The sequence below is a fragment of the Aeromonas sp. DNP9 genome, from assembly GCF_001728955.1.
Classification (GTDB): Bacteria; Pseudomonadota; Gammaproteobacteria; order Enterobacterales; family Aeromonadaceae; genus Aeromonas; species Aeromonas veronii.
Genome location: NZ_LYSQ01000001.1, coordinates 99,284 through 117,808, shown reverse-complemented (window position 1 = coordinate 117,808; position 18,525 = coordinate 99,284). Strand labels below are relative to the sequence as shown.

The window sequence follows — 18,525 nt, the reverse complement described above, 5'->3', positions numbered from 1 at the left end:
TAGCGAACGTCGCGATAGATAACGTCAACGTTAAAAGAATCGAATCATGCCAATGACACTCCCCGCCTTGCCCGCCAAAGCGGGCCAAAAGATCACGCTCGGCCAGCTGGTCGGCAGCAGCCTCTCGCTGATTGCAGCCCGTCTCACCAGTGAAGCCAAGGGGCCGGTACTGCTTATCACCGCCGATACCCCGAGCGCCCTGCGCCTGGAGCAGGAGCTTCAGTATTTGCTGGCAGGCAAGCAGCTAGCCGATCAGTCCGCGCCAGTATTGTTGTTCCCCGATTGGGAGACCCTGCCCTACGACACCTTCTCTCCCCATCAGGACATCATCTCCCAGCGGCTCGAGACTCTCTACAAGCTGCCGCAGATGAGCAAGGGGGTACTCATTGTCCCCATCTCCACCCTGATGTTGCGCTGCGCCCCCCGGGTCTATCTCGACAAATACAGCCTGATGGTGAAGGCCGGCCAGCGCCTCAATCTGCAACAGCTGCGCGGACGCCTGGCCGAGGCGGGTTACGTGGCGGTGGATCAGGTGCTGGAACATGGCGAATTTGCCGCCCGCGGCTCCCTGCTCGATCTCTTCCCCATGGGCAGTAGCAGCCCCTATCGCATCGACTTCTTCGACGATGAAGTGGACTCCATCCGCCCATTCGATCCCGAAACCCAGCGCTCCAGCGAACCGGTCAAGACGGTCAGCCTGCTGCCCGCCCGGGAATACCCTACCGACGAGGCGGCCATCGAACTGTTTCGCGGCCAGTTCCGCGAGCAGTTCGAGCTGTCGCGGGCCGAGGGTTCCGTCTATCAGGAGGTGAGCAAGGGGCGCTGGCCTGCCGGCATCGAGTATTATCTGCCGCTCTTCTTCAACCAGACCGCCAGCCTGTTTGACTACCTGCCGGAAGAGACCCTGCTGCTCACTGTGGGGGATATCTACCCCGCCGCCCAGCGTTTCTGGAACGACATCGGCCAGCGCTATGAAGACAGACGCTGGGACAACACCCGCCCACTGCTGCCACCGGCCCAGCTCTATCTGCCGGTGGAGCAGCTCTTTGCCTCCCTCGGCCAATATGGCGCGGTGCGGCTGCAAGAGGCCGCCACCGCCGGTGATGCCGGTCAGCACGATCTGCCCATCTCCGCGCTGCCCGATCTGCAACTCGATCACAGCAAAGAGCAACCTCTGCTGGCGCTTAACCAGTTCCTGCAAGGCTTTGCCGGGCGCACCCTGTTTGCGGTGGAATCCGAAGGGCGGCGGGAGGTGCTCGGCGATCTGCTGGCGCGTATCTCGCTGCAACCTAAAGAGTTCCCCTCCCTCGACGCCTTTATGGCAAGCCAGGATCGTCACGGCCTGCTGGTGGCACCGCTTGAACGTGGCTTCCTGTGGCAGGAGGCCGGTCAGGATCCATTGGCGCTGATCACCGAGACCGAACTGCTGGGCGGCAAGGTGCGCAGCAAACGGGCGCGAGAGAAGAGCAAGAACTTAAGCTCCGATGCAGTGATCAGAAACCTGGGCGAGCTGACCCAGGGTCAGCCGGTGGTCCATCTGGATCACGGGGTCGGCCGCTATCTGGGACTGGAAACCATCGACGCCGGTGGTCTGCCCACCGAGTTTTTGACTCTCGAATATGCCGGCGGCGACAAGCTGTTCGTGCCGGTCACCAGTTTGCACCTTATCAGCCGCTATACCGGTTCTGATAACCCGCCCAGCCACAAGCTCGGCGGCGAAGCCTGGAGCAAGGCACGGCGCAAGGCGGCGGAGAAGGTGCGCGACGTGGCAGCCGAGTTGCTGGATGTCTACGCTCATCGCGCTGCTCGCGCCGGTTTTGCCTTCAAGCACGACAAAGAGGCCTATCGCCAGTTTGCTGCAAGCTTCCCGTTCGAGGAGACCGACGATCAGCTCAACGCCATCAATGCGGTGCTGGGGGACATGTGTCAGGCCAAGAGCATGGACCGACTGGTGTGCGGCGACGTCGGTTTCGGCAAAACCGAAGTGGCTATGCGGGCGGCGTTTGTGGCCGTGCATGGCGGCAAACAGGTCGCCGTGCTGGTGCCCACCACCCTGCTGGCGCAACAGCACTACGACAACTTCCGCGACCGCTTCGCCAACTGGCCGGTGCGGGTCGAGGTGCTGAGCCGCTTCCGCTCCGCCAAGGAGCAGACCGCAGTGATGAAAGAGCTGGCGGAGGGCAAGGTGGATATCATCATCGGCACCCACAAGCTGCTCGGCTCCGAACTCACCTTCAAGGATCTGGGACTGCTCATCGTCGATGAGGAGCACAGATTCGGGGTGCGCCAGAAGGAGAAGATCAAGGCGCTGCGAGCCGATGTGGATATCCTCACTCTCACCGCCACCCCTATTCCGCGCACCCTCAATATGGCGATGTCCGGCATGCGGGATCTCTCCATCATCGCCACCCCACCCGCCAAGCGACTCGCCATCAAGACCTTCGTGCGCCAGCACGAACCGGCGGTGGTGCGCGAAGCGGTACTGCGGGAATTGAAGCGTGGCGGTCAGGTTTACTATCTGCACAACGATGTCGAGAGCATCGAGAAGTGCGCAGCCGACCTGGCGGAGCTAGTGCCAGAGGCCCGCATCGGCATCGCCCACGGCCAGATGCGTGAACGTGACCTTGAGCGGATCATGTCTGACTTCTACCACCAGCGCTTCAACCTGCTGGTTTGCACCACCATCATCGAAACCGGTATCGACGTTCCGAGCGCCAACACCATCATCATGGATCGGGCGGATCATCTCGGTCTGGCCCAGTTGCACCAGCTGCGGGGCCGGGTTGGCCGCTCCCACCATCAGGCCTACGCCTACCTGCTCACCCCCCATCCCAAGCTGATGACCAAGGATGCGGCCAAGCGGCTGGAGGCGATCGCCTCGCTCGAAGATCTCGGCGCCGGTTTTGCGCTGGCGACCCACGATCTGGAGATCCGTGGCGCGGGCGAACTGCTCGGCGACGATCAGAGCGGCCAGATCGAATCGGTCGGCTTCACCCTCTACATGGAGATGCTGGAGCAGGCGGTCGAGGCACTGAAAAATGGCAAGGAGCCATCGCTGGAGCAGCTGATGAGCCAGCACACCGAGGTAGAACTGCGCCTGCCTGCACTGCTGCCGGATGACTATATTCCGGACGTCAACATGCGTCTCTCCATGTACAAGCGGATCGCCAGTGCGGCGGACGAGCAGGAGCTGCGCGAGCTGAAAGTGGAGCTGATCGACCGCTTCGGCCTCTTGCCGGAGGCGACCAAAACCCTGCTGGAGCTGGCTGCCTTCCGTCAGCGTGCCACCGCCCTTGGCATTCGCCGGGTGGAGATGAGCGAGCGCGGCGGCTATCTCGACTTCACCCAGGAGACCAAGGTCAATCCGGCCTATCTGGTCAAGCTGCTCTCCAGCCAGCCAAGGGTCTACAAGATGGACGGGCCGACCCGGTTGCGTTTCCAGGTACCGACCCAGGATCGCGCCATGCGCCTGAAACTGGTGGATGGTTTGCTGGCTGATCTGGCCAACAACAGTCTGTGAGTCTCTGTAATGCTGGCGTAGAGCCAGACAGATAACGCCAACTAAAACGGGAGCCAAATCGGCTCCCGTTTTTTATTTGCTTTCTGACTACTGCGTACGTTCAGCCCTGGTTGGCTGGATCCTCATGGGCGGAGAACTCGCGCATAAAGGCTTCGGCCCGCTCCACCATCTTGGTCGAGCCAACGAAGTAAGGGGTGCGCTGGTGCAGCGCGGTGGGCTGGAGATCCATGATCCGGCCAAAGCCATCGGAGGCCTTGCCACCAGCCTGCTCCACCAGAAACGCCATCGGGTTGCACTCATAGAGCAGACGCAGCTTGCCGTTCGGCGAGTTGGTGCCGGACGGATAGATGTAGATGCCGCCCTTGAGCAGGTTGCGATGGAAATCGGAGACCAGGGATCCGATATAGCGGGAGGTGTAGGGTCTGTGGGTCGCCTCGTCGCGCTCCTGACAATATTTCAGGTACTTCTTCACCCCGTCCGGGAACTTGATGTAGTTACCCTCGTTGATGGAGTAGATCTTGCCCTCCTCCGGAATACGAATGTTCTCGTGCGAGAGGCAGAAGCAGCCGATGGAAGGGTCGTAGGTAAAGCCGTTGACGCCAAAACCGGTGGTGTAGACCAGCATGGTAGAGGAGCCGTAGACCACATAACCGGCGGCGACCTGACGGTTGCCCGGCTGCAGGAAGTCCTCCAGGGTCACCGGCGAACCTTGCGGGCTCAAACGGCGGTAGATGGAGAAGATGGTCCCGACCGAGACGTTGACGTCGATATTGGAAGAGCCATCGAGCGGGTCGATCAGCACCACATACTTGGAGTTTTTAGAGAGCGGCGAGTCAAAGGCGACGAAGTCCTCTTCTTCTTCCGAGGCCATGCCACACACCTCACCGCGCGCTTCCAGCGCCGCCTTGAAGCGTTCGTTGGCGTAGACATCCAGCTTCTGCTGCACCTCGCCCTGTACGTTTTCAGCGCCCATGGAACCGATGATATCCGCCAGTCCCGCCTTGTTGATCTCCCGGTTCACCACCTTGGCAGCAAGGCGGATCGAGCTGAGCAACGAGGTCAGCTCGCCGGTCGCGGTAGGATAATCCGCCTGCTTTTTGACGATGAACTCACCCATGGTGATCATGTTTCGCATTTTTGTTCCTTTAGATCGCATCCGTTGGCATTGAAAACGTTTGCAGGCATCGGCAAAAAAAATGCCGATCACCGGCGGCCTTGATTTGTAACCTAATGTAACGTCTGTTTTTTGTTTTTGCAGCGAATTAAGCGGCCTAATAAATAGGCTATTTCGCCTCACGTTATGGTAAAAGACGCGTTTTATTCGGTTTCAATCGATCACTTTCGGACCCTTAATTCGTGGCAATAACCTGCGACAAGCCATGAGCTGACTGGCCTTGAGCCATTAAAAATGGAGTCTGATGGGCCTGCTGCTCCCTTAGCCATTGCCTCTTGAGATCCGATCGCCAATCCAGCACACTGATTTCGCTTTGGAAGCAAATAAAACTCAAGGATTATCAATGAACAAGACTCTCATTGCCGGCATGGTAGCCGGACTGTTTGCCCTTCCCGCCTGGGCTGCCCAGGTGCCTGCCGGTACCAAGCTGCTGCCGGATGCCCAACAAATCTACGTGACCAATATCGGCACCGAACCCACCACCATCGACCCCCAGCTGGTGGAAGAGACCGCCGGTAGTGCCATCGTCAACGATCTGTTTGAAGGGCTCTATGAGCTGGATAATACCGGCAAGATCAAACCAGCAGGCGCCGTCAGCTACGAGGTCGACAAGACAGGTACCGTCTACACCTTCAAGCTGAGGCCCGAGGCCAAGTGGTCAAACGGTGAACCAGTCACCGCCGCCGATTATGTCTACGGCTGGCAACGGGCGGCCGACCCCAAGACGGCCTCCAACTACGCCTGGTTTATCGAGTTGACCGGTGTGGTCAATGCAAGCGAGGTGACACAGGGCAAGAAGAGCCCTTCAGAGCTCGGGATCAAGGCGCTCGATGACTACACCCTGCAGGTCACCCTGAAAAATCCGGTTCCCTTCTTCCTGAAGACGCTGGCCCACTACACCACGTTCCCGGCCCCCAAGGCCACCATTGAAAAATACGGTAAAGATTGGGTCAAACCGGGCAATATCGTCTCCAACGGTGCCTTTGTACTCAAGGAGTGGACCCCCAACGAGCGGCTGAGTGCCGAGCGCAATACCCACTACTGGAACAACCAGCACACCGTCCTGAACAAGGTGATCTATCTGGAGATCGTCTCGGAAACCGCCGCCTACAACCGCTATCGCACCGGTGAACTGCACTACACCACTTATCCGCTGGAGCAGTACAAACAGCTCAAGAGCAAGAGCCCGGAAGAACTGGTCAGCGTCCCCACGCTGGCCAGCTATTACTATGTCTTCAATACCCAGCGCAAACCGTTCGATGACCCGAAAGTACGCAAGGCGCTCTCGCTCGCCATCGACCGGGAGACCATCACCGACAAGATCCTGGGACAGGGACAAATTGCCGCATATAGCTTCACTCCCCCCATTGTGGACGGTTTTGAATTGAAAAAACCGGCCAGCCAGCTGCAGAGCAAAGAGGAGCGGATCAAGCAAGCCAAAGCCCTGTTGGCCGAAGCGGGATATGGCCCGGACAAGCCACTCACCGTGGACATTCTCTACAACACCAACGAGAGCCACAAAAAGATTGCGCTGGCCGTCTCCTCCATGTGGAAACACAACCTGGGGGTCACTGCCACCCTCAACAACATGGAGTGGAAGACCATGGTCTCGGCACTCAACGAGGGGGATTTCGGCGTTAGCCGCTATGGCTGGAACGGGGATTATAACGATGCCTCCACCTTCCTCGATATCATGACCTCCAGCAGCAGTGCCAACAGCGGCAAGTGGTTCAACAAGGAGTACGACGCCCTACTGGCCAAGGCCCACGACTCGCTGGATCCCGCTGAACGCAATGCCCTGTATCAACAGGCAGAGGCACTCATTGATGCGGATGCCCCCATCGCGCCCATCTATTTCTCGGTCAAATCCAGGTTGCTCAAGCCTTTCGTGAAAGGCTACCCCCACCTTAACCCGCAGGATGTGGTCTACAGCAAGGAGCTCTATCTGGTTGCCCAGTAACCGGCTAGGAAGATGTAACCATAAAAAAGCGCCTGCATTGCTGCAGGCGCTTTTCGTTGGCGGCCAAGCGGGCCATTAGGCCCATCTACGCTTTCGCGCAAGATTACTCTTCGGGACAAGGAGCCAGCACTACCCGGCGGCGACCCATCACCACAGGACGCACCAAGAGCTGTGCCAGCAAAACCCCCAGCAGGGTCAGACCGCCCCCGATCAGGTGATAGCTGGTCAACCGCTCACCCAGCAGGGTGATGGCAAGGCCAGCCGTCATCACCGGCAACAGGTTCATAAAGATGGCGGTACGGTTGGCACCAAGCAGGGCGATACCCTGCATCCAGAGCCAGGGCGAGAGCGCCGAGGTGGGGATACCGGCATAGAGGATCAGCCACAGGGCCCGGCCATCCGGCCACTGGCCATCCATCAGCAAAAAGAAGGGGGTCAGGATCACCACACTGCAGATCACCTGACCGTAGAGCAACGACCAGTTGTCGAGCCCCAGATCCCACTTCTTGAGCAGCACGCTGTAAAGGGCATAAGTACCGGCCGAAATCAGCATATAGACAGAGCCGATATGAATGCCTTGGGTAAACAGCCGGGTCGGATCCCCCTGCCCCAGCAAGATAGACAAGCCAAGGAGGGAAAGCAGCGCCCCCAGCACGGCGCCCCAGGTGGGACGTTCGCGCAGCAGCCAGATGCTGAACAACACGGTCAGCAGCGGCGTCAGACCCATCATCAACCCCATCTCGGTGGCTCCCAGGGTTTGCGCCGCGTAGTACCCAAAAGTCTGGTTGAGCACCATGCCCAGCGAGGCAAGCATGGCGATCTGCCAAAGGCCAGCGCGCAAGCGGACGCGCTCACGCCATACCCGACGGGCCAGAAACGGGCTTAATACCAGCGCAGCCACCACCCAGCGCGACCAGGCCAAGGCTGCCGGGGACAACACACCAACCGCCAGTTTACTGACGATGCCATTGCCAGCCCAAATGGCAATGCAGGAGAAGGGAAACAGAAAGGCAAGGGGCATGAGAAGATCCAGACCGAAGAGAGAACAGCGGGCCAGTATAGGGGGCGATGGAAGATAAACAAAGGTGTGGGCCTGAACAGCCACGCGGTGAACGCCAGTCGCCAGAAACAAATATGCCCGCAAAAGTGCGGGCATATCAGTGCAGAAACAGGTTCAGAAGCGCATCACGCGGCATCCATGTGCAGTCTGGAGATCAGCTCGTTGACCTCGGTGACTGTCTGGCGGTGGGGAATATCCGCCGGATTCGGCATCAGCAACAAACCGGATTGGAAATCAAACCGCCCCCGACCATGGATGTAAATCCGACCTTTAAAGAAGGTTTTGACATGCTTTGCCACCATCAGTGGCAGGTACTTCTTGAACACTCTCATCGTTTGCAACCTCTTGCAGTTGTATCCGTATGACAGCAGCTTCTGCGAATTAATTCCGTAAAATATTTATAAAAATCCGGAAAACTCGCCCATCTCTTCCCAAAAAATTCAATCTATAACTTTTTATTAACTTTTAGCCTATTGTATGCGGCCCTTCGAGCCAGAGCAAGGCTCCTTTGCCATCGTGCCACTCGATACAGGCGATCCCCGAGGTGGCAAACATGGGTGCTCCTGCGGCCGGGCAGAGGCTTTGCACCAGATAACCCACCAGCGGCAGATGGCTGACCATCAGGATCTGGTCATGTTGCTGCGCCAGGGTGGTGAGGTAGCTGGCCACGAAAGCGGGATCACCGTAAGGGGTAATGTCGCCACTCTCTTCAACGGCTGCTGCGTCAGGTAATTCACTGCATATGGCTTGCCAGGTCTGGCGTGCCCGCAGATAGTTGCTGTGTATCACCCGATCCAGCGGGCCAATCAGCTGAGGCGCCAGCCAGCGGGCCATCTGGATAGACTCTTCAATACCCTGCTCGGTCAATGGACGCTGTTCATCTGTTTTCGCATTCATGCCAGCCTGGCCATGACGCATGATATAGATCTTCATTACAACCTCGCCCAACGGGCCTGTTTTGATAGCCGGGGGATCTTACCCCGCCACGGGTGTGGAAACAATTGCGCTACCTCTCAGAAAAGGGTTTGCCTGACGGGATAGCGGGGTCGATAATCATGTTTAAATTCAAATAAATCCAACGTGAGTCACACGCCAATGAGCCCATATGCCAGTCCCAATGACCATCGGCAATACCATTTTCTGGAGCTGGCCAACCGGCTCAGGGTCTTGTTGATTTGTGATCCCGACACCGACAAATCCGCCGCCTCGCTGGCGGTCAATACCGGCCATTTTGACGATCCCGCTGACCGGCAGGGAATGGCCCATTTTCTGGAGCACATGCTGTTTCTCGGCACCTGCACCTACCCCAAGCCTGGTGAGTACCAGCAATTTATGAGCCGTCATGGCGGCAGCAACAACGCCTGGACCGGTACCGAGTTCACCAACTTCTTCTTCGAGATCGACAACGGCTTCTTCGAAGCTGGGCTGGATCGCTTCTCCCAGTTCTTTATCTGCCCCACGTTTGATCCGGAGTGGGTGGACAAGGAGCGCAACGCGGTCGACTCCGAGTATCGCCTCAAGCTGCAGGATGATATGCGCCGCAGCTATCAGGTGCATAAAGAGACGGTCAACCCGGCGCACCCCTTCTCCAAGTTCTCGGTGGGCAACCTCGATACCCTGGCCGCTCTGCCGGGACGGGATCTGCGCTCCGACCTTATCCGTTTTTACGAAAGCCACTACAGCGCGGATCGCATGGCGCTGGTGATGATCTCGCCGGAATCCATCGATACCCAGTTGCAGTGGTGCTGTCGCTACTTTGCTCCCATTTTGAATCGCAATTTGGGAACCCCGACCCTCACCATGCCACTCTACCGGCTCGACGATCTCGGCGTGCGCATCCACATCAATCCGGTCAAGGAGACCCGCAAGCTTTCGCTCAGCTTCCCCTTGCCCAATGTGGACGAGTTTTACGACAAAAAGCCCCTCACCTTCCTGAGCCATCTGATTGGCTACGAGGGGGATGGCAGCCTGCTCTCCCTGCTCAAGGCAAAAGGCTGGGTCAACCAGCTCTCGGCGGGCGGTGGCATTAGCGGCGCCAACTTCAAGGATTTTGGCGTCAACTTCGGCCTCACCCCTCTGGGCCTTGAGCATGTGGACGACATCCTCGCCGCCCTGTTTGGCTATCTGAAACTGATTGGCCGCGAAGGGCTGCAGAGCTGGCGCTACGACGAGAAGCGCACCGTGCTCGAATCGGCGTTCCGCTTTCAGGAGCGCGGCCGCCCCCTCGATACGGTGTCGGGGCTGGTGCTCAACCTCTTTAGCTACAAACCTGAGGATCTGCTCTACGGCGACTACATGATGCTCGAATATGACGAGCAGCTGATCCGCCGCTTCCTCGCCAAGCTCACCCCGCACAATTTGCGTATCACCATCACTGCGCCGGAAGTGGCGACCGATCGGCTGGCCCGCTGGTATCAGACCCCCTACAGCGTGACGACCATTACCGAGGCCGAGAAAATTCGCTGGCAGCAGAGCGAACCGGATCCGGCGCTAGCGCTACCCAAGCCCAACCCCTTTATCAGCAGTAGGCTCGATCCGCGCACACCCGAGCTTGCCGCCGACATGCCCGCCTGCCTTATCGATCGCCCCGGTTTTCGCCTCTGGCACCTCCATGAGCACCTGTTCAGCGTGCCCAAGGGCAATCTCTATATCTCCATCGACAGCGAACATGCGGTCAAAAATCCGCGCAATATCGCCATGGCACGCCTCGCCGTGGAGCTGTTGGCCGACCACCTCAACGCCCTCACCTATCCGGCGGAGCTGGCGGGGCTGGGTTACCAGATCTATGCCCATCAGGGGGGCTTTACCATCAACCTGAGCGGTTTTGCCGACAAGCAGCCGCTGTTGCTCGACATGATCCTCGGCAACCGCACCCTGGGCTATCCGGATCCGGGTCGCTTCGCCGAGATCAAGGAGCAGCTCATTCGCAACTGGGACAACCAGTCCAAGGCGCGCCCCATCTCCCAACTCTTTAACCAGCTCACCAGTTTGCTGCAACCGAACAACCCGCCGTTCGAGCAGTTGCTGCGCCACCTGCGCACGGTAGAGTTGGAGGAGATGCCCGGCTTCGTGGCCCAACTGTTTGGCGAGGTGCATGTCGAGGCGCTGGTACACGGCGACTGGACTGCCGCCGAAGCGCTGGAGCTGGCCGCTCTGATGGAGCGTCACCTGAGCGATATCAATGGCACCAGCAGCAAGCCGAGCGGCGAGACCCGCCGCCCGCTCATCTCCATTCAGGACAGGGGCACCCTTATTCGCGAGCAGGGTTGCGATCACGAGGACTCGGCACTGCTGGTCTACTACCAGTCCCGCACCACCCGGGCGCGGGATCTCGCCTGCTTCACTCTGGCAAACCACATCATGTCCTCCACCTTCTTCCACGAGCTGCGCACCCGCCAGCAACTGGGGTATGTGGTGGGAGCCGGCAACCTGCCCCTCAATCGCCATCCGGGGCTGATCTTCTATATCCAGTCGCCGGTGGCGGGACCGCAGATCCTGCTCGATGCGGTGGAGGAGTTTATCGACCTCTTCCCGCTCGCCATGCTCGAATTCACCGAACAGCAGTGGCAGGAGAGCAAGGCGGGGCTGCAAGCCCAGCTGAGCGAGCGGGATGCCAACCTGCGCAGTCGCGGCCAGCGGCTGTGGGTCAGCATCGGCAACAAGGATCTGGGGTTCGATCAACGGGAGCGGGTCTGCGACGAGGTGGGCAAGTTGAGCCGCGCCGATCTGGTGCGCTTTATCACCCAACTGCGCTCGCGCACCTCCGATCGGCTGATCCTCTGCAGCTATGGTCAGGGGCACGAACATGACGAGCGGATCACCGGCCAGTTTATCGACGATCCACGGGCATTTCGGCTCAATGCCGCCACCTTCGAGGCCTGATCAGGCCTCGACTTCCCCCCGTTTTTCCATTCCCACGGCAAATCGCAGGCAATAAAAAGCCGACCCATCAGGGTCGGCTGGAAAAACCATAACAATTGCGACCAAAGCCGCCAAAAGTGAACATGAGCGTGAAAATCAGACACTGAGTTGCTGATCAGCAAGCGGGAAAGACCCGATACTCGCTTTGCAATGCCAACAGTGATTGAGAAACAGCCTCATATTAGGCACTCCCCCCGCCAGTCACGTTGATCTACGTCAAAGGAGGTAGCGAAGAGCGCGTAGCCCGACGATTTGTCGGCGCAGATCACCCTTTGGCCGCCCGTTAGCTGCCCGTTAGCCCCGGCGAACCAGTCGGTAGGCCACCTCATCGAAGTAGGAGAGCTGACCCGACAGCACCCGCGGGTGATCCACCTCGGCGGCGCGCCCCAGCACCTCGATACGAAAATCGCGCTCAAACAGGGCTCGCACCTCCATCTCACCCACCGAGAAGGGGGGCTGACTCTGCTGCTCAGGCTGATATTCGAGGGTCACCAGCAGGATCTGGCCACCGGTCTCGACCAGCGAACTGATCAGGGCTGCATACTGGCGGCGCATCGCGGTCGGCAGGGCGATCAGCGCCGCGCGGTCATAGACCAGCCGGTAACGGCGACCCAGACTGGGGGCGGCGAAAAAATCCCCCTGAAAAATGCGCAGGCTGTCCACTTGATGGCACTGATAAGGGCCCACCTCGCTCACGGTCGCGGCGAGCTGGTTTTCACTGAAGAACTGGCTGACGGCAAGGCTCGATAGCTCGAAACCGTCGACCGGATGGCCCTGAGCGCTCAGCCAGAGCATATCGCGAGACTTGCCGCACAGGGGAACCAGCACCGGCTCGTCCGCTTGCTGGGCTGACCACCAGGATTGCAGCCAGTGGTTGAAGTCCGCCTGATGAAAGCCAATCCGGTTCTCTTCCCAACGCTGATGCCAAAACGCAGCTTCCATCGTTATTACCCTTCTGTACTAAAGATGCCTCAATATCACAACTTAACCGGCACCGCGCAACCCTCTGTCCTCCCCTTTTTGCCGCACAGCCTCTGCGTGTTATCGGGCGAATGGCGTGACGTCCCCTTGCCGCGCGCCTCGCTGTCGCAATGATCGCAATTGGCTGCGTTTATAACGGGCAAAGCATACCAATCCATGCAAAAACGTCATGGGAGTATGGCAATGAATGAATCAATGAAAGGAATGACATTGGCAGGCCAAAACGTGCCCGCCAACGCCAGAAAGATCACGACAGCGTGGCGCGAGCGGCCGCCAGCTGACGCTCGATATAAGCAAAATCGGGACGATCGGCGGGGAGTTCCGAGAGGCAGGCCGCTTTGAGTTGATGCAAGCCATCGAGTGGTGAGTCTTGCGTATCGCAATGGGCCAACAGCTCCTCCAGCAGGCAACCAAAGGCGCGCACTTCCAAACGCTCAAGGCCCAGCGCCCGCTCGCGGTCGCAGCGGTCATATAAGGAAGCGGCGCCAAAATCCCCCAGCAGGGCGCGAGCCGGTGCGTCAGACCCACGGGCAAACAGGATATTGTGACCGTAGAGATCCCCGTGCATGATGCCCGCGCGGTGCAGATGGCCCGCCACCGAGGCGATGCCATGGGCCATCGCCAGCGCATCCGGCACACTCAGATGCAGCCCCTCGGGATAGACATCCCGGGTGCAGGAGTCCAGGCTCGGCGGCCCGGCCAGATTGGTAAAGGCCGGGTCGATCAGCTCCATTACCAGCGCCGGAATGCCGGAGGGGTGATCCGTCACTTTGCCTATCACCTTGATAAGGTTGGGATGAGTGCCCGCCGCCAACGACGCCGCCATCTCACTGCGAGGCAGTCCATCGCTGGTCACCGCTCCCTTGAACAGCTTGACCGCCACCTGACTGGCATCGGTTCTGCCGCTGGCCTGAGTCACTGCATCTGCAGGATTACCCACAAGGGTGGCGCGCTGGATAACGCCGGATGCCCCCTGCCCTAGCAGTTCGCCGAGCGCCAGCGTCTCCCAGGCAAGGGGAGCGACATGGGCATCATCGATGGCCCGCGCCTCCTCCCCTTCGCTAAAGGGGTTGCCGGAATAGGCGAGCCATGCAAGGCGCGGCAGCGCCAGCAGCCACTCGGGGAAGCGTTCGATGCGATTGGCCGCGATGCGCAGCAGCTCCAGATTGCGGCAGTTGGCAAGGCTCGTCGGCAGCTCGCGCAGGCGGTTGCCCGCCAGCATCAGCTTTTGCAGGGCGTCGCACTGGCCCAGCTCATTGGGCAGGCGCTCAATTGCGTTATCGGTCAAGATCAGCCAGCGCAAACCGGCGGGCAGCGCCTTGGCCGAGACGGTAGCAATCCGGTTGGCCTTAAAGCCCACCATGGTGAGTGCCGGGCAACGCCCCAGCACCTCGGGCAGCTCGGTAAAGCGGTTCTCGGAGCAGAAGATAATGCGCAGTTTGCCAAACCCGGCCAGCTCGTCAGGAAGCGCGCTCAGCTGGTTGCCGGTGAGATCCAGCACCTCCAGCGTCTCTTTCAGGCTCAAAATCTCGTGGGGGAACTCCGTCAGATTTTCAGAGAGCTTCAAATGGCGGGCACCGCACAGTTCACCCGCGCGCAGCTGTTCCAGAGTATGCATAACCGTTTCTCAATCCTGATGATCTGCCTGATGGCACAGCGACCATCAGCGCGCCGAACCCGGGTCCGGCGATTTTAAAGGGGGGCATTATAAAGAATTCGGGGCGCAGTTCTCCCCTTTTGTTGCCGCAAAGGCCTGTTTCGACATGCAGCAAAACAAGTTGGAGAGAAAGAGAGCAAGATTCGGGTCGTTCCAGCGAGGAGTGGTTGCCATAGTGGGGGCCAAACCCAAGTCGGTTGGAACCTATTGGAGTTCCAACCCACAGCCAACCCTGTGCCCCACTGATTTGGCGCACAACACACTCAGCGAGGGAACTGCCATGTCATTACTGTCCAACAAGGTCGCCATCATCACCGGCGCCAGCTCCGGCATCGGTCGCGCCAGCGCCATCCTGTTTGCCCGCGAAGGGGCCAGCGTCGTCGTCGGCGCCCGCCGCCAGCCCGAGCTAGACCTGCTGGTGGAGGAGATCCGCCATGAGGGGGGCCAGGCGGTGAGTCTGGCGGGGGATGTGAAAAGCGAGAGTTACGCCCGCGATCTGGTGGAGCTCGCGCTAACCCGTTTCGGCGGGCTCGATATCGCCTTCAACAACGCCGGTACCACAGGCACGCCGTGCAGCGTAGAGGAGCTTGAACTGGCGCAGTGGCAGGAAACGCTGGATACCAACCTCACCAGCGCCTTTGTGGGAGCCAAGTACCAGATCCCCGCCATGCTGGCACGTGGCGGCGGCTCGCTTATTTTCACCTCTACCTTCGTCGGCCATACCCTGGGGCTGCCCGGCATGGCGGCCTATGCGGCGAGCAAAGCGGGCCTGATTGGCCTGACCCGGGTGCTGGCTGCCGAGTATGGGGCACAAGGGGTGCGGGTCAACGCCCTGCTGCCGGGGGGCACCGACACTCCCATGGGGCGGGCTTTTGCCAATACGCCAGAGAGCCTCGCCTTTGTGCAGAATATGCATGCCCTCAAACGGCTGGCCCAACCGGAGGAGATCGCCCGCTCGGCCCTTTATCTCGCGTCCGATGCATCCAGCTTTACCACCGGCATTGCCCTGCTGGCCGATGGTGGGGTATCAATTTGTCGCACATGATGTTGTCGCCCCCCACACCCTGCGACCGCAACCTTATCGTGAGAGCGCCTTATGTCTGATTACGCCCGCATCGCCGATGCCATCCGTTTTATCGCAAGTCAGGTGGAGCGCCAGCCCACTCTGGACGAGATAGCGGCGCACGTTCACTTAAGTCCCTTTCACTTCCAGCGGCTGTTCAGCCGCTGGGCCGGAGTGACGCCCAAACGCTATCTGCAGGTGCTGACCCTGGAGCGGGCCAAGGCGCTGCTGCAGGAGTCGCGCCCCCTGCTTGAGGTGGCCGATACCCTGGGCCTTAGCAGCGGTTCGCGGCTCTACGATCACTTCGTGCAGCTCGAAGCGGTGACGCCGGGCGAGTACAAGCAGCGCGGGGCTGGGCTGGTTATCGATCACGGGGTGCACGACACCCCCTTCGGCCAGGCATTCGTCGCCCTGACCCCGCGGGGGGTGTGCAACTTCTCGTTTCTCGATGACAAGGCCCCAGAGGCGCCACTGGCCGCCCTCGCCCACAGCTGGCCTGAGGCAACGTTGCAAGAAGCGCCATCACGCACCCAAGGGGTCATCGACACCATGTTCGATGGCAGCAAGGCGCCGGATCGCCCCATCTCCTTGCACGTGAGCGGCACCAACTTTCAGATCAGCGTCTGGCGGGCGCTGCTGCAGATCCCGCCCGCCAAGGTGGTGAGCTACGCCCAGGTGGCGAGCGCCGTCGGCAACCCCAAAGCCGCCCGCGCCGTGGGGTTGGCGGTGGGCGCCAACCCCGTCGCCTTGATGATCCCCTGTCACCGAGTCATCCAGCAAAACGGTAAACTCGGCGGCTATCACTGGGGCGAGACCCGCAAACAGGCGATACACGCCTGGGAAGCAGCGAGGTATGAGTGAGCTTCTTGACCTTTATGCGCTACATGCTACGGGAGAAATCGAGCTGGCTTTGCCGTGAAGAAACACCCATCAGATATCGCCGGACAGTCGTCCGGCGATATCAAGGGGGGGGGGCATAATAGAGAGTTCGGAGAAGAGATTGCCCCTTTAGTTGATTTCTCACAGGGCATCGTAGTATTTGGAGATCAATGTTCCGCGACCACAAAAATGTTGAAAACAAAGCCAATGCAGTACCGCTGACCCAAGATCATTAACGCGTTGTCTATCCATAACTCTCGTTTATGTAGCCTAACGCCTCAAATACCGGCGCAGCAATACTGCGGCCGAGTGCTTTGACTTATTAAGCGCATTGTAGTGCCAAATTCTGTGCAGTTGTATGTAGCGCCTCTAAATCTTCGCTCCATAAGTCGTCAACCTTCATAGTATCTATAAGCTCAAGAAAACTAGAATCAGTCAGCACTACGGTTGCAGTCGTAGCAGCATAGATAGCTCTAGGTTGACACTCTAAAAGAATACCCTCTACAAGGTTAATTAGTCGGTTTTTGAACTGAGTTCGCTTATTAGACTTAAAGGTATGATATCTTTCCCATGCGAGTTCGATAGAATCGGCAGCTTGGCTTCCGATTTCAAATCGCTTCAGAACAAGCCTTTCTTGGTTATTTAGACCGACCACATCAATGCTGTTTTTTCCAATTTTAGTTAATCCCCTCATACGAAATAGCCGGATAGCTAAATGATCTTTTGGGTCTTGAACGTATGGATTTAATATTGGGTCAGAAATAACATCATGAGAACTCTTAGAACCATTACATTTTTTACATGATGGCAATAGATTCTCCCACGTAACCACTTTGTCTGGGTTATGTTTTTTGTCCTCGAAGTGTTCAACTTCCATATATTTACTTTCTTCGGTTAAATCACATTCGCAATAAGAACATTTACCATAACTTGAATTAAGAAGTGGCTCTTTTATTGGATCAGTATTCCACACGCTTGAACCAGATTTTTTGAACTCTTCAACTAGCTTTTCTACTTTTTCATCGGTGAGAAACTCTGGCTTTGGGAATCTTTCTAACTTGATCATGAATTACCCTTTACCGCTGCCAATTGGAACTTTAGTAGTTTCCTGAGATGGTTTTCAGGATGAAGTAAAAGCTCTATCTCTTGAAATGCTATTTGGGATCTACCATAGTCATCGTTGTCTATTGCAGATTCAAATTCTGACATCAAATGGTAGTAGCTTTCTGTGCGAGTATCTGACATTCCCATAACATCAACGAGAATCTCTTCAACAGTCCAGCCTTGGTAGCCATATTTAGTCTGTGAAAGATCTCTTCGGAAAACTCTTCCATTGTCTGTAGCTAGAGCAATAATTTCTGCCGGTTTGGCCCCTTGAAGTATGTGGGGGCTGTGAGTTGAAGTGATGAATTGAGCTTTGGGAAAGACCTGTAATAATATTTCGGCAATTTTTCCTTGCCACTCAGGGTGCAGATGAAGCTCAAGTTCATCGATTAGAATTACACCATCAAAGTCTTTAGCATTAATACAAGGATCCTTAAATCTTAATTCAATTTCCTTAATTATTCCAAATATAATTGATAGGCACGATTTGAAACCCGATGACAGATACTCATAGTATATTTCACCATTAGGAGTGTGAATCATGATCTCGTTGGAAGATGCCAGAACTTTACTAAACGAGAACTCGTCATTCAAAAGCGAAAAGCTTATCTTAGCCAGCTCTAAATTATTTAGTTGTTGCTCTGTCAGAGCCCCCTCGTGCGCCGAGTATAAATACCTATTAACAAACCAATTTTTAACTTCATTGACATTAACACCCTGCGTTGCTTCCTGTAACGAAGTGTTTCTATCTTTATTAGCGTCTTTTCGTACTGCATCTAAAGACTGATATCCAAAAGTTCTAGTAACTTTTAAGGAAAGAAGTTTTGGAGAATGATCTAGCAAACCTCTTATTGTTGACGGCTTGTTCGGGTCGAAATCGGCGATGGATATTTTAGCCAGTGTATCCACACCGTCAATTTCAATTATAGACTTAACACTACCATTTTCAGAAGATACGTTTCTTTTAAGTATGTTGGAAGAGTTCCAAGAAAATGAATGCGCAATGCATTCAAGCAATGTTGTTTTCCCAATCCCATTTGGCCCACAAATAAAATTCATACTTTCATTAAAATCAATATCAAGGCTATCTATACCACCTATCCCTCTAATTTCAATTGATTTAACCTTCATGTCTACATCCTGAGTTTAGGGAGTGTCGCTACTTTTTTTGCTTAACGCCGTGCTTTACGGAAATTTTTAGTGCAA

Annotated in this window: 13 protein-coding genes; 5 read left to right on the top strand and 8 right to left on the bottom strand. The window is 57.3% G+C overall.

Annotated elements, in window-relative coordinates:
- Positions 1-52 precede the first annotated feature (52 nt).
- Entirely contained in the window at positions 53-3,520 is a 3,468-nt protein-coding gene (gene mfd, locus A9G06_RS00490; protein WP_171903370.1) for a transcription-repair coupling factor, read from the top strand.
- A gap of 100 nt (positions 3,521-3,620) precedes the next feature.
- Here the strand turns inward: mfd and fbp are convergent, their stop codons facing one another.
- The gene (gene fbp, locus A9G06_RS00485) at positions 3,621-4,655 is read right to left on the bottom strand and encodes a class 1 fructose-bisphosphatase (RefSeq protein WP_058051810.1); all 1,035 of its coding nucleotides are present in this window, start codon (positions 4,653-4,655) and stop codon (positions 3,621-3,623) included.
- Positions 4,656-5,037: 382 nt separating this feature from the next.
- Here fbp and A9G06_RS00480 point away from each other — a divergent pair, with 382 nt between their 5' ends.
- Positions 5,038-6,654 (top strand): peptide ABC transporter substrate-binding protein, encoded by a 1,617-nt coding sequence (locus A9G06_RS00480; protein ID WP_069553914.1) that lies wholly within the window; start codon positions 5,038-5,040, stop codon positions 6,652-6,654.
- 103 nt (positions 6,655-6,757) lie between these two features.
- Here A9G06_RS00480 and A9G06_RS00475 read toward each other — a convergent pair whose 3' ends face one another.
- The 3 genes from A9G06_RS00475 to sixA all read right to left on the bottom strand — a co-directional run bounded on the left by A9G06_RS00475 (position 6,758) and on the right by sixA (position 8,647).
- Positions 6,758-7,675, bottom strand: a complete 918-nt coding sequence (locus A9G06_RS00475; protein WP_069553913.1) for a DMT family transporter — start codon at positions 7,673-7,675, stop codon at positions 6,758-6,760.
- Between the two features lie 164 nt (positions 7,676-7,839).
- Positions 7,840-8,046: a DUF1107 domain-containing protein gene (locus tag A9G06_RS00470; protein ID WP_005336998.1), complete on the bottom strand. Its 207-nt coding sequence runs from the start codon at positions 8,044-8,046 to the stop codon at positions 7,840-7,842.
- Between the two features lie 133 nt (positions 8,047-8,179).
- Complete coding sequence (sixA, locus tag A9G06_RS00465) at positions 8,180-8,647, bottom strand: phosphohistidine phosphatase SixA (protein ID WP_005351311.1); 468 nt, start codon at positions 8,645-8,647, stop codon at positions 8,180-8,182.
- A 162-nt stretch (positions 8,648-8,809) separates the two neighbouring features.
- On the opposite strand from sixA, the gene A9G06_RS00460 reads away from it, so the two are divergent.
- Entirely contained in the window at positions 8,810-11,596 is a 2,787-nt protein-coding gene (locus A9G06_RS00460; RefSeq protein WP_069553912.1) for an insulinase family protein, read from the top strand.
- Positions 11,597-11,929: 333 nt separating this feature from the next.
- On the opposite strand, the gene A9G06_RS00455 is transcribed toward A9G06_RS00460, so the two are convergent.
- Positions 11,930-12,577 carry a thiopurine S-methyltransferase gene (locus A9G06_RS00455; protein WP_005337003.1) on the bottom strand — a complete coding sequence of 216 codons (648 nt, stop codon included), beginning with the start codon at positions 12,575-12,577 and terminating at the stop codon, positions 11,930-11,932.
- Between the two features lie 286 nt (positions 12,578-12,863).
- Positions 12,864-14,234 (bottom strand): leucine-rich repeat-containing protein kinase family protein, encoded by a 1,371-nt coding sequence (locus A9G06_RS00450; protein ID WP_069553911.1) that lies wholly within the window; start codon positions 14,232-14,234, stop codon positions 12,864-12,866.
- A gap of 319 nt (positions 14,235-14,553) precedes the next feature.
- Here A9G06_RS00450 and A9G06_RS00445 point away from each other — a divergent pair, with 319 nt between their 5' ends.
- Together A9G06_RS00445 and A9G06_RS00440 are read left to right on the top strand one after the other, a co-directional pair.
- Positions 14,554-15,318: an SDR family oxidoreductase gene (locus tag A9G06_RS00445; RefSeq protein WP_069553910.1), complete on the top strand. Its 765-nt coding sequence runs from the start codon at positions 14,554-14,556 to the stop codon at positions 15,316-15,318.
- 51 nt (positions 15,319-15,369) lie between these two features.
- A complete protein-coding gene (locus A9G06_RS00440) occupies positions 15,370-16,197 on the top strand; it encodes a bifunctional transcriptional activator/DNA repair enzyme AdaA (protein ID WP_069553909.1) in 828 nt (275 codons plus the stop codon).
- A gap of 340 nt (positions 16,198-16,537) precedes the next feature.
- On the opposite strand, the gene A9G06_RS00435 is transcribed toward A9G06_RS00440, so the two are convergent.
- Together A9G06_RS00435 and A9G06_RS00430 are read right to left on the bottom strand one after the other, a co-directional pair.
- Positions 16,538-17,281, bottom strand: coding sequence for a hypothetical protein (locus A9G06_RS00435; RefSeq protein WP_069553908.1), 744 nt, complete (start codon positions 17,279-17,281; stop codon positions 16,538-16,540).
- Positions 17,278-18,450, bottom strand: coding sequence for an AAA family ATPase (locus A9G06_RS00430; RefSeq protein WP_069553907.1), 1,173 nt, complete (start codon positions 18,448-18,450; stop codon positions 17,278-17,280). Before A9G06_RS00430 ends, A9G06_RS00435 begins: the two co-directional genes overlap by 4 nt.
- Positions 18,451-18,525: the final 75 nt, after the last annotated feature.

Coding starts and splice junctions, on each gene's coding strand:
- A9G06_RS00430 (WP_069553907.1), bottom strand. CDS start 18,450: ATGAAGGTTAAATCAATTGAAATTAGAGGGATAGGTGGTATAGATAGC.
- A9G06_RS00445 (WP_069553910.1), top strand. CDS start 14,554: ATGTCATTACTGTCCAACAAGGTCGCCATCATCACCGGCGCCAGCTCC.
- sixA (WP_005351311.1), bottom strand. CDS start 8,647: ATGAAGATCTATATCATGCGTCATGGCCAGGCTGGCATGAATGCGAAA.
- A9G06_RS00470 (WP_005336998.1), bottom strand. CDS start 8,046: ATGAGAGTGTTCAAGAAGTACCTGCCACTGATGGTGGCAAAGCATGTC.
- A9G06_RS00435 (WP_069553908.1), bottom strand. CDS start 17,281: ATGATCAAGTTAGAAAGATTCCCAAAGCCAGAGTTTCTCACCGATGAA.
- A9G06_RS00440 (WP_069553909.1), top strand. CDS start 15,370: ATGTCTGATTACGCCCGCATCGCCGATGCCATCCGTTTTATCGCAAGT.
- A9G06_RS00450 (WP_069553911.1), bottom strand. CDS start 14,234: ATGCATACTCTGGAACAGCTGCGCGCGGGTGAACTGTGCGGTGCCCGC.
- A9G06_RS00475 (WP_069553913.1), bottom strand. CDS start 7,675: ATGCCCCTTGCCTTTCTGTTTCCCTTCTCCTGCATTGCCATTTGGGCT.
- A9G06_RS00460 (WP_069553912.1), top strand. CDS start 8,810: ATGAGCCCATATGCCAGTCCCAATGACCATCGGCAATACCATTTTCTG.
- mfd (WP_171903370.1), top strand. CDS start 53: ATGACACTCCCCGCCTTGCCCGCCAAAGCGGGCCAAAAGATCACGCTC.
- fbp (WP_058051810.1), bottom strand. CDS start 4,655: ATGCGAAACATGATCACCATGGGTGAGTTCATCGTCAAAAAGCAGGCG.
- A9G06_RS00480 (WP_069553914.1), top strand. CDS start 5,038: ATGAACAAGACTCTCATTGCCGGCATGGTAGCCGGACTGTTTGCCCTT.
- A9G06_RS00455 (WP_005337003.1), bottom strand. CDS start 12,577: ATGGAAGCTGCGTTTTGGCATCAGCGTTGGGAAGAGAACCGGATTGGC.